The organism is Streptomyces sp. NPDC111802 (assembly GCF_055634335.1).
On record NZ_JBVKCZ010000015.1, the window covers coordinates 165,975 to 180,904 of the forward strand.

Sequence of the window (14,930 nt, forward strand, 5' to 3'; positions counted from 1 at the left end):
CGTTCGTTCCTCAGGCTCGGCCGCACAGCGAGGTGCCGCACCCTCATGAAGACTCCATCCCCCTCCTCCGCCCGCACTCGCGTCATGGCCCTCGCCGCCGCCGGCTGTCTGCTGCTGGCCGGCTGCTCCGGCGTCGGCGCGACCGACGACGCCTCCGGCACGGACACGGCGGGCGGCGCACGGCTGAAGGTCGCCCTGATCACCCACGGCGGCGAGGGCGACGCCTTCTGGGAACTGGTGCAGAAGGGCGCCCAGGTCGCTGCCGCCAAGGACGACATCGCTCTGACCTTCGCGAACGACGACGACCCTGCGGGTCAGGCCGAGCTGATGCGGGACGCGATCCGGCAGAGAGTCGACGGCATCGCGGTGACCTTGGCCAAGCCGAAGGCGATGGCCGCTCCCGTCGCCGCGGCGCGCGCGGCCGGCATACCCGTGGTCGGCCTCAACTCAGGTATGGACGACTGGCGGCCCGCCGGACTCCTGGAGTACTTCGGGCAGGACGAGAGCGTCGCGGGCCGTGCCGTCGGCGACAAGCTGGACGGCCTCAAGGCCAAGCACACGCTGTGCGTGATCCATGAGCGCGGCAACGTGGCCCTGGAGGCGCGCTGCGCGGGCGTGAAGAAGGCGTTCGGCGGCGAGACGGACAATCTCTATGTGGACGGCACCGACATGGACGCGGTGACCGCGACCGTCGCGGCGCGGCTGACGCAGAACCCGGCGATCGACGAAGTCGTCACCAATGGCGCGCAGTTCGCGCTGGCCGCCGTGAAGTCGGTCGAGCAGGCCCGCGCCAAGGCCCGTGTCGCGACCTTCGACCTCAACAAGGACCTGGTCAAGGCGGTCCAGCACGGTGATGTACAGTTCGCGGTGGACCAGCAGCCGTATCTCCAGGGCTACCTCGCGGTGGACTCACTCTGGCTCTACCGGAAGAACGGCAACACCCTCGGCGGCGGCGAGGCCCCCGTGCTCACCGGGCCCGCGTTCGTCACGAAGGCGAACGTCGCCTCGGTCGCGAGGTTCGCCGCCAACGGAACCCGCTGACCGGACAGTTCTCCCCACGGTGTCGCCAAAGATTCGGTCACGCATGACGCGTACGCTCACTTGTACGGATAGCATCCTGCGCACCCCCTGTGACGTACCGGACACGCAGTCACCCCTGGCGCTCGTCCCCCGCCCCTTTTTGTCTCCGCGCTGACCCCGCCCGCCCTCCGCTGATCGCCCAAGGACGACAAATGTCTCCACGGACAGGTCCCCGGCGCCGTCTCGGCTCCATACGTCTCTCCCTGATCCTGCTGGCGCTGGTGCCCACCGTCACGCTCGCCGCCGTCTGGAGCGTGACGACGATCCAGATGTTCTCGGAGGGCCTGGGGCTGCGGTCGCAGACCGGGCTGAGCAGGTCGACCGGGGCCATGGGCACCGAGGCCACGCTCGCGCTCCAGCGGGAGCGCAGCTACTCCGCCGTATGGCTCGCCACCCGTCAGGAGGCGGCCCGCACCGCGTTGGACGCGCAGCGCCGCAAGACCGACAAGGCGGTCGCCAAGCTGCTCGCCCAGTCGGACGAGATCCAGCAGGCCCCTTCCCGGATCAAGGACCGGCTGTACTCGGTCGTCGCGTCCGCGAGCAGCCTGGAGTACTACCGGGGCCAGGTGGACAACCCCACCGACATCTCCGCCGTTCAGGCGCTCGGCCAGTACACGTCGATCATCGACGACCAGATCCACGCCTTCCAGGAGCTCTCCCAGGTCGACGACGGCGACCTGACCTCGCAGGCCGGTCCGCTCGTCTCGCTGGAGCACGCGGCGGAACTGGTGTCGCGGGAGGACGCGCTGCTGACGCTGGCGTCGCCGTCGCGGAAGATGGACGAGAAGACCTGGAACGAGTTCGCGGAGCTGGTGAACACCCGCCGCTGGCTGGTCGGGGACCAGATCCTGCCCGCGCTCGCGGGGAACGCGAAAGCGGAGACCGAGCGGATCCTGGGCAGTTCGCAGTGGCGGGCCCTGGAGACCGTGGAGGACCAGGTGCTCGCGGCCCGGGCGGCGGCCCGCCCGAACGGGAGGATCACCGTTCCGGACGCGCAGAAGGAGTGGCGGACCGCGCTGGTCAAGGTCTCCGACGAGTACGAGACGCTGATCCGGCAGCAGACCAACGGACTGCTGCAGCGCAGCGCCGACAACGCGCACAATCTGCTGATCAAGGCCGCCTCCCTGAGCGCGGGCGGGCTGATCGCCCTGCTGCTGTGCGTCGGGATGTCCTGGCGGATCACCCGCTCGCTGTCCCGGCGGCTGCGCGGCCTGCGCGAGGCCACCCTCGGTCTCGCCCAGGAGCGGCTGCCCGATGTGGTGGCCCGGCTGGAGCGGGGCGAGAAGGTCGACGTGGAGCTGGCGACGCCCCCACTCGACTACGGCCACGACGAACTCGGCCAGGTGGCCGAGGCGTTCAACACGGCGCAGCGCACCGCCGTGCACACCGCCGTCGAACTCGCCGACACCCGGCGCGGCTTCCAGAAGATCATCCTGGGCATCGCGCGGCAGAGCCAGAACCTGGTCAATCTGCAGCTCACCAAGCTGGACGCGCTGGAGCGCGCGCACCAGGACCCCGAAGTCCTCAAGGGCCTGTACGAACTGGACTCCACCGCAAGCCAGTTGCGCCGCTACGAGGAGAACCTCGTCATCATCAGCGGGGAGCGGCCGGGCCGCAGCTGGAGCGAGCCGGTCGCGCTGATCGACATCCTGCGCAGTGCCGTCGGCGAGGTCGCCGAGTACCGGCGGGTCGAGGTGCACACCGAGGAGGAGGTGCATCTCGCGCCGCCCGCGGTGGCCGACGTCATCCATCTGCTTGCCGAGCTGATCGAGAACGCCACGCTGTACTCCCCCGCTCCGGCGCCGGTCGGGGTGCGGGCCGCGATGGTGGCCAAGGGGCTGGCCGTGGAGGTCGAGGACCGTGGGCTCGGCATGTCCGAGGAGGACTACGCCTCGTTCAACGCCCAGTTGGCCGAGCCCCCGCAGTTCGACGTGGTGGCGCTCGCCGACGACCTGCGGCTCGGTATGTTCGTGATCGGCCGGCTCGCCCGGCGGCACGGCATCGCGGTCACGCTGCGCTCCTCGCCGTACGGCGGCACCACGGCGATCGTGCTGATCCCGCACGACGTGGTGGTACGGGACGTGCCCGCGCCCGACCGGGACGAGGTGGAGCACGCCGGGGCCGCCGAACCGGACGAGCCGGTACGGGAGTCCCGCCCCGTCGTGCCGGCTCGAACCGCGACCGCCGCGGACCGGCCGGGGACCTCTCGCTCCGACGGCGCCGAGGGTGGGGGAGGTCTCTCGCCGTTGCCGCGCCGAGTGCCGCAGACCAGCCTGGCGGCCGAGCTGCGCGAGGAGTCCCGGCCCGCCGAACAGAACGGCCACACCGACGACTTCACCGCGGAGCAGGCCGCCTCCTCCCTTGCCGGCTTCCAGCGCGGCACACTTCAGGCCCGCGACGACAGCGGCGACGAGACCCGCCACCCCCTCGACACCACGCACCACCAGGACCCGGCCGCCCCCGCCCAACCCCAACCCGGCACACCTCACACCCACGGGAACGACGGCGACCCGACGGCGGACGCGCCCGCCCAACCCCAGCGCGACACACCCCACGACAACGACGGCGGCGACCCGGCGGCGGACGCGCCCGCGGGCGGGGACCAGCGGGTTCCGGCTGCGCGCCGGGCGCGTGATGACACCGGTCCCGACGAGCCGCCCGCGGGCGACACCGCCGTCTCCTCCCCGGCCGCCGCTCCCACGTCCTCCACTCCGCCCGCCGACCGCTCATGAAGGACATCGCCATGACACGCCCCACCCCCGCCACGGACACCCAGCTCGACCAGTTGCTCACCGGACTCGTGGAGCGGGTCGCCGACGTCAACCACGCCGTGGTGCTCTCCGAGGACGGGCTTGTGGTGAGCAAGTCCACCGGCTTCCTGCGCGACGACGCGGAGCGGCTCGCGGCGACCGCGTCCGGCCTGATGAGCCTCAGCAAGGGCGTCAGCATGGACTTCCGGGGCGGACCGGTGCGCCAGGCGCTCATCGAGATGGCCAACAGCTATCTGATCCTCACCTCCGCCGGACCCGGCGCCCACCTGGTCGTCCTCACCAACCAGGGCGCGGACGTCGGTGTGGTGGCGTACCAGATGAACATGCTGGTGAAGAAGATCGGCGAGCACCTCTCGGCGGCACCGCGGGCCCATGTCGGCCCTGGCGCGTGAGGTGGGCGGAGATGATCCGGCGGGTCGGCTGGTCCGTCCCTTCACGCTGACCGGGGGCCGGACCCGGCCCAGCCGCACCGACTTCACACTGATCACGACGGTGACGGCGGTGGATCCGCCGCCGGAGCGGGCGCCCCGCCCACAGCCCGAGCAGACGCGGATCCTGCGGCGCTGCGCCCGGCCGATCGCCGTCGCGGAGCTCGCGTCCCATCTCGACCTCCCGGTGAGCGTGGTCGCCATCATGCTCTGCGATCTGCTGGAGGCGGGCCTGATCAGCGTCCACCCGCCGCACCCCGTCACCCCCCGAACACCGGACCTGGACCTGCTGCAGAAAGTGAGGGACGGCCTTGGCCGGCTCTGACACCACCGTGGAAGCGGTCGCGCCGCCAGACACGGTCAAGATCCTCATAGCCGGCGGTTTCGGCGTCGGCAAGACCACGATGGTCGGGTCGGTCAGCGAGATCACCCCGCTGCGCACCGAGGAGCCGTTGACCATCGCGGGCCTCGGCATCGACGACCTCCACGGCATCGAGCAGAAGCGCGCCACGACCGTGGCGTTGGACTTCGGCCGGATCACCATCAGCAGGGAGCTGGTGCTGTATCTGTTCGGTACGCCCGGACAGCAGCGGTTCTGGTTCATGTGGAACGACCTGGCGATCGGCGCGCTGGGCGCGGTCGTGCTGGTCGACGTCCGCCGGCCGGAGTCCAGCTTCGCGGCGATCGACTTCTTCGAACGCCGGGACATCCCCTTCGTCGTCGGTGTCAACGGCTTCCACGGCGAACATCCCTACCCCGCCGAGGACATCCGGGAGGCTCTCGCCCTGCCGGAGCATGTGCGGGTGCTGTTGTGCGACGCGCGGGAGCGCGAGTCGTGCCGGGACGTGCTGATCGCCCTGATCGACCAGCTGATCGCGGACGCCCGCAAGGCCGACTGAGCCCGCAGGCGTCGTATCCGAGTGGCGGGAATCCGCCAAGGCTGACCATGTGATTGACGTGCCATCAACGCTCTCCTACCTTCTGGTCGGTTCACCGAACTTCGTTCGGTATATCGACCGATGAGCCGCAAGGAAAGCCCCCTCGCATCCCTTGGAGAGCCGCATGTCACACCCCTCCCGCAGACACTTTCTCGGCATGGCCGCGACCGTCCCGCTCGCGGCCACCGGCGCCCTGACCCTCGGCACGGGGACCGCCCACGCCGCCGACTCGGCGTACGCGATGGTCTACTTCACCGAGTCCAACACCATGCTGGAGGCGAACTACAACCTCCACCTCGCCGTCAGCACCGACGGTCTGCGCTGGACGCCGCTCAACCAGAACAACCCCGTCGCCACCCCCACCCTCGGCGCCGGCGGTCTGCGCGACCCGTTCCTGCTGCGCAAGCAGGACGGCACGTTCGTCGTCCTCGCCACCGATCTGAGCGGCACGGACTGGACCCGCACCAGCGTCCACATCCACGTCTGGGACTCCACCGACCTGCGCACCTTCACCGGCTACCGGCTGCTGAAGCTGCACGACATGACCACCACGCACAGCTGGGCGCCGGAGGCCTTCTGGGACGCCTCACGCCGTCAGTACGGCATCCTCTACTCGTCGGTTAACAGCAGCGGCCACAACGTCATCATGGTCAGCTACACGACCGATTTCCGTACGACGACCAGCCCCCAGGTCTTCTTCGACCCCGGTTACGACGTCATCGACGGCAACCTCACGACCGGCGTGAACGGCGTCAACTACCTCTACTTCAAACGCGAGGGCACCCTGGTCGGCGCCCGCTCGACGAGCCTGAACCCCGGCAGCTTCACCCCGTTCAGCACGGCCGTGAACCACGGCGGAACGGAGGCCCCCACGGTGGTCAGGTCCCTGACCGGAAACACGTGGTACCTCTGGGGAGACACGTACACGCCGAACGGCGTCTTCTACGTCTGGCAGACGAGCGACCTGGCCTCCGGGACCTGGACGGCCCTGGACCAGAAGCTGTACACCCAGCCCCTCAACTCCAAGCACTGCGGCATCCACCCGATCACATCGACCGAGTACAGCAACCTGACGGCCAAGTGGGGCACCCCCGTCTGGAACCGGCTCAAGTCCTACAACCACCCGGCGCGTTACGTCCGGCACAGCGGCTTCGCCGGGCGGATCGACGAGTACCCCTTCGACCCGTTCCCCGACTCGCAGTGGAAGCTGGTGCCGGGGCTCGCCGACTCCTCCGGCGTCTCGTTCCAGTCGGTCAACTACCCGGCCCGGTATCTGCGGCACTACAGCTATGCGCTGCGCCTCGACGAGAACGACGGCACGTCGACGTTCGCCGCCGACGCCACCTTCCACCGGACGGCCGGGCTCGCCGACTCCTCCTGGGCGTCGTTCCGCTCGTACAACAACCCCACGCGCTACATCAGACACGCGAACTACGCCCTGCGCATCGATCCGGTCTCCACGGCCACCGAGCGCCAGGACGCCACCTTCCAGATCGGCTACTGAAAAGCACAGCGGGGTTGTGACGGGCACCCGTCACAACCCCGCGAGAAAGCCCGCCTGCCGTACGTCAGCCCAGACCGGCCGACTTCAGCCAGCCCTTGGCCACGTCCAGCGGGTCCTTGTTCTCCAGCTGGACCTGGGAGTCCAGGTCGAGGAGGGTCTTGGTGTCCAGCTTGGCCGAGACCGCGTTGAGCGCTGCCACGCCTTCCTTGGAGAGACCGCTCTTGTAGACGAGCGGGGTCACGTTGGCGAAGCCGAAGAGGTTCTTCGGGTCCTTCAGGACGACGAAGCCCTCCTTGGTGATGGTCGGGTCCGTGGTGAAGATGTCCGCCGCCTGCACGGTGTTCTTCGTCAGCGCCGCCTGGGTCAGCGGACCGCCCGCGTCCAGCGCCTTGAACGACTTGAACTGCAGGCCGTACTCGGACTCCAGGCCCTTCAGGCCCTGGTGCCGGGTCTGGAACTCCGGCGAACCGCCGAACACCAGGTCGGGGGCGGCTTCCTTGAGGTCCTCCAGGCTGGAGTCGGCGGTCAGCTTGTACTTCTTCGCCGTCTCGGCGTTGAGGCTGACGGAGTCCTTGTCCTCGGCCGGCGAGGACTCCAGCAGCGTCAGCTTGGGGTCCAGCTTGCCCTTGGCCGCGGCGTTCACGGCGTCGGCCGACTTCTGCTCCGCCTTCGAGTCGAGGTAGGCGAGCAACGAGCCGTTGTACTCCGGCAGGACCGTGATGGAGCCGTTCTTGAGCAGGCCGTACGTCGTCTCACGGCTGCCGATGTTGGGCTTGTAGGTGACCTTGATGCCCTTGGCCTTCAGAGCCTCGCCGTAGATGTCGGCGAGCAGGATGCTCTCGGCGAAGTTGTTGGAGCCCACGACGACGGTGTCACCGCTCGCCCCGTCCCCGGCCAGAGGGTCGGACTTGTCGTCGGAGGAGGAACATCCCGCCAGCAGCGCCGCCGTGGCAGCGAGCGCGATGGTGGCCGCGCCGGGATGGTTCCTGAGGGACCTGCTGCGTGAAGGGGTGAAAGTCACGGTTCCCGTTCCGGATTCAGGGGGGTGGGAGAGCTCTTCCACTGATCCAATCCAGCCGGTTCTCGGTCAGTCAAGACCGGTCAGGTCACCGATTGGCCTCAAAAATCCGAAGGTAACGGACAGTTGCATTCTGATGTGAAGGGGGGACGGTTGGGGTGCAGGGGGCTGTAACGGATTCTTGACGTACAGTTCCGGTCACGGCATTCAAAGGGCTGTACTGTCCCCGCACAAAGCCGTTCCGCACCCGAACAACAGCGGTCACGTGAGACCTCGCGCGCCGTGCGACGCCCAGAAGGAGGCCAGTCGGTGTCCACGAACGAGGAGGGCGCACCCCACCCGCGTCGCATACGCGGCTTCGTCGACCGCTGGCCCTTCCAGCGCAAGCTGAATCTCCTCGTCGGGGTACCGCTGGCCGTGGTCGCGATCCTGCTGTCCTACCTCATCGCCGACCAGACCGCGCAGTCGCGCGAAGCGGCGAACGCCGCGCAGTTGGTGCGGGAGAGCGCGGAGGTCGCCACCCTCGTCGACCGGCTGGCCGCCGAGCACCAGCAGGCCGTTCTGCTCTCCGTACGGCACGAGTCCACCGACGGCGACGAACCCTCGACCGCCGCCTACCGCACCGCCCAGTCCATGGTCAACGCCCAGGTCCAGCGGGTGCGCGACGCCTTCGAGGACCGGCTGCCGGAGACCGAGGCGCAGGCGCTGAGGGGCGTCGAGGGCCTGAGCAGCCTGCGTGACACCATCGAGCAGGGCTATCTGCCGGCCAGCAACATCGACCCCGCCTACACGCACGCCGCCCAGCAGTTGATCGACGGCCTGGGCCTGGACCGCAACCCCGATCTCGCGACCACCTTCACCGGCAACCTGCTCGACTCCCTGCTGCGCGCGGGCGCCGCCCACAGCGCCTTCGAGACCAGCGTCTTCTCCGCGTCGACCGGTGACTCCAACGCGCTCCTGGAGTTCATCGGCGCGATCGGCTCCTACGACGAGTACACCCGCCAGGCCGAACGTTTCGCCCGGTTCGCGACCGAGGCGCAGTCCGCCCAGCTCGCCGGGATCAAGTACACCGCGGCGCAGAGCGTCATCAGCCGGCAGTACGCCGACCTGCAGATCGACCCCGGCGCCGCGCAGGCCGACTCGGCCGCCGAGATCCGTCAGTCGCTCGCGGCGGCGCTCGACTCCTACGGCGCCTACCGCGACCAGGCGAAGACCCGGCTGGCGATCACCACCTCGCTCATCCACCAGATCGCCGACCAGGCGGACAGCGCCTCCGACACGGCGGCGTGGCGGGCGGTCCTGCTGCTGGGCTGCGCCGTGTTCGGCTTCGCCGTCTGGCTGGTGCTCGCGATGCTGGTGCGCCGCTCGGTGGTGCGCCCGGTCACGGCACTCACGGGTGCCGCGCGGCAGGTCGCCGACGTCGCCGAGCGGGAGCTGGCCCGGGTGGCCGACGACGACGCCGAGGACGACGGTCCGCCGCGGCTGCGCGAGATGCCGGTGACGGCACGCGACGAGATCGGCGAACTCGCCGAGGCGTTCAACCAGGTGCAGACCACGGCGGCCGCGCTGCTGGAGCGGCAGGTGCTCAGCCGGCGCAATGTCGCCGAGATGTTCGGCAACGTGGGCCGCAGGGTCAGCAACCTGACGACACGTCAGCTCGCGCTGATCGACGCGGTGGAGCGTGGCGAGACGGACCCCGCGCTGCTGGAGCGGCTCTACTCCATCGACCACATCGCGGTCCGGCTGCGCCGCAACGCCGACAGCCTGATGCTGCTCGCCGGCATCCATGAGGCGGCTCTGGACGCGGGTCCCACCTCGCTCACCAACGTCGTACGCGCCGCGCTCGGCCAGATCGAGGGCTATCAGCGAGTGGAGCTGCGGGCGCGGACCGAGGCCGTGGTGGAGCCGGAGGTCATCGGCGACCTGACCCTGATGATGGCTGAACTGCTGGAGAACGCGGTGTCGTTCTCGCCGGAGGGCAGCCCGGTCGAGGTGGCGGTGTCGGCCGCCGGGGACGACGCGGTGATCGTCGTCGCCGACCACGGCCTGGGCATGAGCCCCGAGCGCCTCGACGAGGAGAACGCCCGTCTGATCCGCCGTGAGCGGCTGGACGTCGTACCGACGAAGGTGCTGGGCCTGTTCGTGGTCGGCACCCTGGCGCGCCGCTGGGAGATCGCGGTCACGCTGTCGCGGACGCCGGGCGGCGGTGTGACGGCCGAGGTGACGGTGCCGTCGTCGCTGCTGGTGACGGGCAGCACCACGGGGTCCACGACGACGGCGGCGCTGGCCGCGATCGCCGGCCGCTCGCAGGCACCGGAGACGGACGACGCCGCCCAGGCCGCCGCTGCCACCGGCCCGGTGCCGTCGCCCGCCGCGCAGATGGACGCCGTACGGGCGGACGACGGTGCCGACGACGACGGGCTGCGGCCGCTCCCCCGCCGGGTCTCCCAGCGCGGGTCCGCGTCCGACGCGGAGCCGCACGCCCCCGAGGAACACGCCGGTGAGGGCCCCGCCGCGGCACAGCCCCGGGTCGACGCCCATGACCCGGCCCCCGCCGACCACGCCCGGGCCGACCGGCCGGAGCCGTCCGCGACCGCGACCCGGCCCGCCGGGAAGCCCACTCTTCCCGCGGCCACCGACGAGGCTCCCGCCGCGCGCCCCCTGCGTCGCCGCGTCCGTGGCGCCACCCTGCGCACGACCGGCGACGCCGCCGACCGGCAGGCGGTGCCGCGACAGAGCGCACCGGCCCTCGACGCGGAGGCGGTGCGGGCCGCGCTCGACGAGTTCGAGGCTGCCGTGGAACGCGCGCACCGCGACAGCAGACCCGGCGACGGAGCACGGCCCGCCGCACCCGCGACCCCCCACTCGCACGACCAGAACGACCTCCCGGAAGGAGCGCAGCAGTGAGCACGTCGACAGGTGGCACCCCGGCAAAAGGCGCCACGCCGGCCGAACTGAAGGCCGCCGCAGCCGACTTCACCTGGCTGCTCAACCGCTTCGCGACCGAGACCGCGGGTGTCGTGGACGCCATCGCCGTCTCGTCCGACGGACTGCTCATCGCCGTGTCCGAGCTGCGTGAGCAGGCCGACTCCGAGCGGCTCGCCGCGATCGTCTCCGGCATCACCAGCCTCGCCGCCGGAGCCTCCGGCAACTACGGCCTCGGCGGCCTGAACAAGGTCATCATCGACCTGGAGGGCGGCCATGTCCTGGTCTCCGCGATCGGCAGCGGCGCCGTGCTCGGCGTCGTCACCGACAAGGAGGCCAAGCTGGGCAACATCGCCTACGAGATGACCGTGTTCGCCAACCGCGCCGGCAGTGCCCTCAGCCCGCAGCTCGTGCTGGAGCTGAAGAACAGCGTCGGCGCCGCCTCGGCCCGCTGACCGGGCCGGGAGGACACGCCACACCCGGTCGAGGAGAACGGACAACGCCATGGCGGACGGCACTCCACCGCCGGACCCGAGCGGTCCGGACCCGGTCGGCTTCGCTTCCGCCGTACGGCCGTTCCTGCTCACCGCCGGCCGGGTGGCGGACGGCGGCGACGGCCCGTCGCTGCCCGTCGAGACCCAGGTGGTGGCCACCGCCGAGGGGATCGACGCGCTCGACCGGCTCTCCTTCGAGCAGCGCGACATCGTCGCCGTGTGCCGGCTGCCGCAGTCCCTCGCGGAGATCGCGGCCCGGCTGCGGCTGCACCTGAACGTGGTGCGCGTCCTCGCCGAGGACCTGCGCGCGGCGGGGCAGTTGACGGTGCACGTGCCCGACTCCGGCGTCGTCCACGACGCATCCGTCCTGCGCAGGGTCATCGACGGCCTGCGCGCCATCCCCGACGCACAAGGGATACTCAGTGACAGCGACTGAACCGGCGACCGTACGACCGCCGTTGCCGGTCAAGATGGTGATCTCGGGCGGCTTCGGCGTGGGCAAGACCACCGCCGTGGGCTCGATATCCGAGATCGAGCCGCTGACCACCGAGGCCGCCATCACGGAGGTCGCGGCCGGCGTGGACGACCTCACGCACACCCCGCGCAAGACCACGACCACCGTGGCCATGGACTTCGGCTGTCTCACCATCGACCCGACGCTGAAGCTGTATCTGTTCGGCACGCCCGGCCAGGAGCGGTTCGGGTTCATGTGGGACGACATCGTGGAGGGCGCGCTCGGCGGCCTCGTCATCGTCGACACCCGGCGCCTGGACGACTGCTACGCCGCCGTCGACTACTTCGAGCACAAGGGCATCCCCTTCGCGGTGGCCGCCAACGCCTTCGACGGGCAGATCGAGCACAGCCTGGAGGAGATCCGCTGGGCCCTCGACGTCACCGAGGGCGTCCCGGTCGTGGTCTTCGACGCCCGCGAGCGCGGCTCGGTGCGGGACGCGCTGCTGGTCGTACTGGAACTGGCGCTGGCGCGTACCGCTCCGCGGGGAGGGCCGCGCTAGACAGGGCTGGGGTGTCCGTTCGTCTGCGGCGCCGTCGTGGCTGGTCGCGCAGTTCCCCGCGCCCCTGACGGGGCACTGCCGGGGACGCTCAGACCCGGCCCCGCACCCCCGGTGACACCGCGAACCGTCCCGCCGCCCAGAAGACCCCCAGCGTCACCAGTGCCAGCCCCGCCACCAGGGTGGCGCCTCCGACGACCTTCTCGTAGTCGCGCTGGTAGAGGCCGTCGACGATGTAGCGGCCGACGCCGCCGAGGGCGACGTACGCGGCGATGGTGGCCGTCGAGACGATCTGGATGGCCGCGGAGCGCAGGCCGCTGAGGATCAGCGGGAGCGCCGCCGGGACTTCGACCTGGAAGAGGACCCCGAACTCGCTCATGCCCATGCCCCGCGCGGCGTCCACCGGCGACGGGTCGACGGAGCGCATCGCCTCGTAGGTGGTGACGAGGATCGGCGGGACGGCGAGGACGACCAGCGGGGTCATCACGTTCACCATGCCGAAGCCGACCAGCAGGGTCATCAGCACCAGCAGGCCGAAGGTGGGCAGGGCGCGCCCTGCGACGGCGATGAAGGCGAGGGCGTTGCCTCCGCGCCCGTAGTGGCCGGTGACCAGGCCGACCGGCAGGGCGATCAGGGCGGCGATGCCGAGCGCCTGGAGGGTGTACTGGACGTGCTCGCCCACGCGGGTGGGGATGCCGTCGTAGCCCTGCCAGTGCGCGCTGTCGCGGAAGAAGTCAGTGATGAAGTTGAGCAGGTTCACCGGGCTGCGTCCTCCAGGGCTGCGGCGGCCGGGTCGGGCCGGTCGGCCTTCGGTGTGGTGCGCGCCCGGCGCGGCATCCAGGGCGTCAGCAGCAGGCGTACGGCCACCAGCAGACCGTCGGCGAGGATCGCCAGGACGGCCATGGTGAGCACGGCGTTCAGCGCGAGCTCGGGCCGGTTGTAGATGTTGGCGTCGTTGATCAGATTGCCGAGCGCACCCTGGTTGCCGATCAGGGCGCCGACGCTGACGAGGCTGATGCTGGACACCGTCGCCACCCGCAGCCCGGCGATGATCGCGGGCACGGCGATCGGCAACTGCACCTGGACGTAACGGCGTACGGGACCGAAGCCCATGGCCGTCGCGGCGGCGAGGGTCTCCTGCGGGACCGAGCGGACGCCGTCGACGATCGCCGGGACCAGGACGACGAGGCTGTATACGGTGAGCGGGATCATCACCGTGAGCTCGGTCTGGCCGGTGTAGTCGATGAGGAGCACGAAGAAGGCCAGCGAGGGGATGGCGTACAGCACGGTCGTCACCCACAGCACCGGCGGGTACAGCCAGCGGAACCGCACGCACAGCTGGGCCAGCGGCAGCGAGACCACAAGTCCGGCCAGCACCGGCAGCAGGGCCTCGCGCAGATGCAGCCCGATCAGCCCGAGCCAGCTGGCCTGGAGGTCGCTGGGTATGTCGAAGAAGCGGTCCCAGTTCATCCGGCGACCTTCACGTCCGTACGGCCCTCGGGACGTCCGTCGTCCCCGCGTCCCTCGGCGTGCGCGCCGCGGATGGCCTCGCCGATGCTCTGCTGCGAGACGACTCCGGCGGCCCGGCCGTCGGCGTCCACGGCGACGGCCCATCCGGTGGGCGAGAGCACGGCACAGTCGAGGGCGGCCCGCAGTGAGTCCGTACCGGCGACGAACGGCCGCCCGTACGACAGCAGTCGGCCCGTCTCGATCCGGCCCGCGGCCAGTTCCCGCGGCTCGCTCCAGCCGAGGGGCTTGCCGTCCGGGTCGGTGACGAGGAGATAGGGGAGGTCGGCCGCGCTCGCGCCGGCTATCTGCTCCGCGGTGGCGTCGACGGCGACGATCGGCCCGGTCAGCAACTCCAGTCCGGCGGAGGGGAAGAAGGACAGCCGCCGGATGCCGCGGTCGGCGCCGAGGAAGTCCTCCACGAAAGCGTCCGCGGGGTGGGAGAGCAGCTCGGCGGGCGGGGCGAACTGGGCGAGATGGCCGCCGGTGCGCATCACGGCGACCATCGTGCCGAGCTTGACGGCCTCGTCGATGTCATGGGTGACGAAGACGATGGTCTTGCCCAACTCCTCCTGGATGCGCAGGAGTTCGTCCTGGAGTCCCTTGCGGACCACGGGGTCGACGGCCGAGAACGGCTCGTCCATCAGCAGCACCGGCGGATCCGCCGCGAGCGCCCGCGCCACGCCGACGCGCTGCTGCTGACCGCCGGAGAGCTGGTACGGGTACCGCTTGGCGAGCGCCCCGTCGAGGCCCACCCGCTCCATCAGCTCCCGTGCCCGCGCCCGCGACTTCTCCTTGCCCCAGCCCAGCATCCTGGGCACGGTGGCGATGTTGTCGAGGATCGTGCGGTGCTGGAAGAGACCGGCGTTCTGGATGACGTACCCCATGGACCGGCGCAGGGTGTTGACCGGCTGCTGCTGGATGTCCACGCCGTCGAGGAGGATCGTGCCCTCGCTGGGCTCGACCATCCGGTTGATCATCCGCAACGTGGTCGTCTTCCCACAGCCCGAGGGCCCCACGAGAACGGTGATGGAGCGGTCGGGTATCTCCAACGAGAGTTGGTCGACCGCCACCGTGCCGTCCGGGTACCGCTTGGTGACTGAATCTATCCGTATCAAAACGCCGAATACCCTTCGGGTCTGGCAGATTTTGCCCGCTTTCGACCACGGGCCCGGGCCATTGACGCCCGAGTCTAGACCGCTTGTGTTGCGGGCCTCCTGCCGGTGTGTGACACGTGTACCCGGACCGACCTGTGC

14 protein-coding genes are annotated in these 14,930 nt (G+C 70.4%); 10 read left to right on the forward strand and 4 right to left on the reverse strand.

Annotated features, from left to right (window positions below):
* Positions 1-45 precede the first annotated feature (45 nt).
* The 6 genes from ACZ7NC_RS18960 (at position 46) to ACZ7NC_RS18985 (ending at position 6,721) form a co-directional block, all read left to right on the forward strand.
* On the forward strand, positions 46-1,041 hold the full coding sequence (locus tag ACZ7NC_RS18960; RefSeq protein ID WP_471489651.1) for a substrate-binding domain-containing protein: 996 nt from the start codon (positions 46-48) through the stop codon (positions 1,039-1,041).
* Between the two features lie 191 nt (positions 1,042-1,232).
* The gene (locus ACZ7NC_RS18965; protein ID WP_471489652.1) at positions 1,233-3,812 is read left to right on the forward strand and encodes a sensor histidine kinase; all 2,580 of its coding nucleotides are present in this window, start codon (positions 1,233-1,235) and stop codon (positions 3,810-3,812) included.
* A gap of 11 nt (positions 3,813-3,823) precedes the next feature.
* Positions 3,824-4,243: a roadblock/LC7 domain-containing protein gene (locus ACZ7NC_RS18970; protein ID WP_147997842.1), complete on the forward strand. Its 420-nt coding sequence runs from the start codon at positions 3,824-3,826 to the stop codon at positions 4,241-4,243.
* Positions 4,224-4,604, forward strand: coding sequence for a DUF742 domain-containing protein (locus ACZ7NC_RS18975; RefSeq protein WP_471489655.1), 381 nt, complete (start codon positions 4,224-4,226; stop codon positions 4,602-4,604). The genes ACZ7NC_RS18970 and ACZ7NC_RS18975 overlap by 20 nt, the downstream gene beginning before the upstream one ends.
* Positions 4,591-5,178, forward strand: a complete 588-nt coding sequence (locus tag ACZ7NC_RS18980) for a GTP-binding protein (protein ID WP_471489657.1) — start codon at positions 4,591-4,593, stop codon at positions 5,176-5,178. Before ACZ7NC_RS18975 ends, ACZ7NC_RS18980 begins: the two co-directional genes overlap by 14 nt.
* A 163-nt stretch (positions 5,179-5,341) precedes the next feature.
* Positions 5,342-6,721, forward strand: coding sequence for a glycoside hydrolase family 43 protein (locus ACZ7NC_RS18985; protein WP_471489659.1), 1,380 nt, complete (start codon positions 5,342-5,344; stop codon positions 6,719-6,721).
* A gap of 64 nt (positions 6,722-6,785) precedes the next feature.
* Here the strand turns inward: ACZ7NC_RS18985 and ACZ7NC_RS18990 are convergent, their stop codons facing one another.
* On the reverse strand, positions 6,786-7,742 hold the full coding sequence (locus tag ACZ7NC_RS18990; protein WP_471489661.1) for an ABC transporter substrate-binding protein: 957 nt from the start codon (positions 7,740-7,742) through the stop codon (positions 6,786-6,788).
* 306 nt (positions 7,743-8,048) lie between these two features.
* Between ACZ7NC_RS18990 and ACZ7NC_RS18995 the strand changes: the two genes are divergently transcribed.
* Genes ACZ7NC_RS18995 through ACZ7NC_RS19010 form a run of 4 tightly spaced genes read left to right on the forward strand, consistent with a single transcriptional unit; the run spans position 8,049 to position 12,171 of the window.
* The gene (locus ACZ7NC_RS18995; RefSeq protein ID WP_471489663.1) at positions 8,049-10,646 is read left to right on the forward strand and encodes a sensor histidine kinase; all 2,598 of its coding nucleotides are present in this window, start codon (positions 8,049-8,051) and stop codon (positions 10,644-10,646) included.
* Complete coding sequence (locus tag ACZ7NC_RS19000; protein WP_471489665.1) at positions 10,643-11,119, forward strand: roadblock/LC7 domain-containing protein; 477 nt, start codon at positions 10,643-10,645, stop codon at positions 11,117-11,119. The genes ACZ7NC_RS18995 and ACZ7NC_RS19000 overlap by 4 nt, the downstream gene beginning before the upstream one ends.
* Before the next feature lie 49 nt (positions 11,120-11,168).
* Positions 11,169-11,594, forward strand: coding sequence for a DUF742 domain-containing protein (locus ACZ7NC_RS19005; RefSeq protein ID WP_471489667.1), 426 nt, complete (start codon positions 11,169-11,171; stop codon positions 11,592-11,594).
* 34 nt (positions 11,595-11,628) lie between these two features.
* On the forward strand, positions 11,629-12,171 hold the full coding sequence (locus ACZ7NC_RS19010) for a GTP-binding protein (protein ID WP_471489725.1): 543 nt from the start codon (positions 11,629-11,631) through the stop codon (positions 12,169-12,171).
* 88 nt (positions 12,172-12,259) lie between these two features.
* Here ACZ7NC_RS19010 and ACZ7NC_RS19015 read toward each other — a convergent pair whose 3' ends face one another.
* Genes ACZ7NC_RS19015 through ACZ7NC_RS19025 form a run of 3 tightly spaced genes read right to left on the reverse strand, consistent with a single transcriptional unit; the run spans position 12,260 to position 14,792 of the window.
* Positions 12,260-12,928 carry an ABC transporter permease gene (locus ACZ7NC_RS19015; RefSeq protein ID WP_471489669.1) on the reverse strand — a complete coding sequence of 223 codons (669 nt, stop codon included), beginning with the start codon at positions 12,926-12,928 and terminating at the stop codon, positions 12,260-12,262.
* Positions 12,925-13,638 (reverse strand): ABC transporter permease, encoded by a 714-nt coding sequence (locus ACZ7NC_RS19020; RefSeq protein WP_471489671.1) that lies wholly within the window; start codon positions 13,636-13,638, stop codon positions 12,925-12,927. Before ACZ7NC_RS19020 ends, ACZ7NC_RS19015 begins: the two co-directional genes overlap by 4 nt.
* Positions 13,635-14,792, reverse strand: a complete 1,158-nt coding sequence (locus ACZ7NC_RS19025) for an ABC transporter ATP-binding protein (RefSeq protein ID WP_471489673.1) — start codon at positions 14,790-14,792, stop codon at positions 13,635-13,637. Before ACZ7NC_RS19025 ends, ACZ7NC_RS19020 begins: the two co-directional genes overlap by 4 nt.
* Between the last annotated feature and the right edge of the window lie 138 nt (positions 14,793-14,930).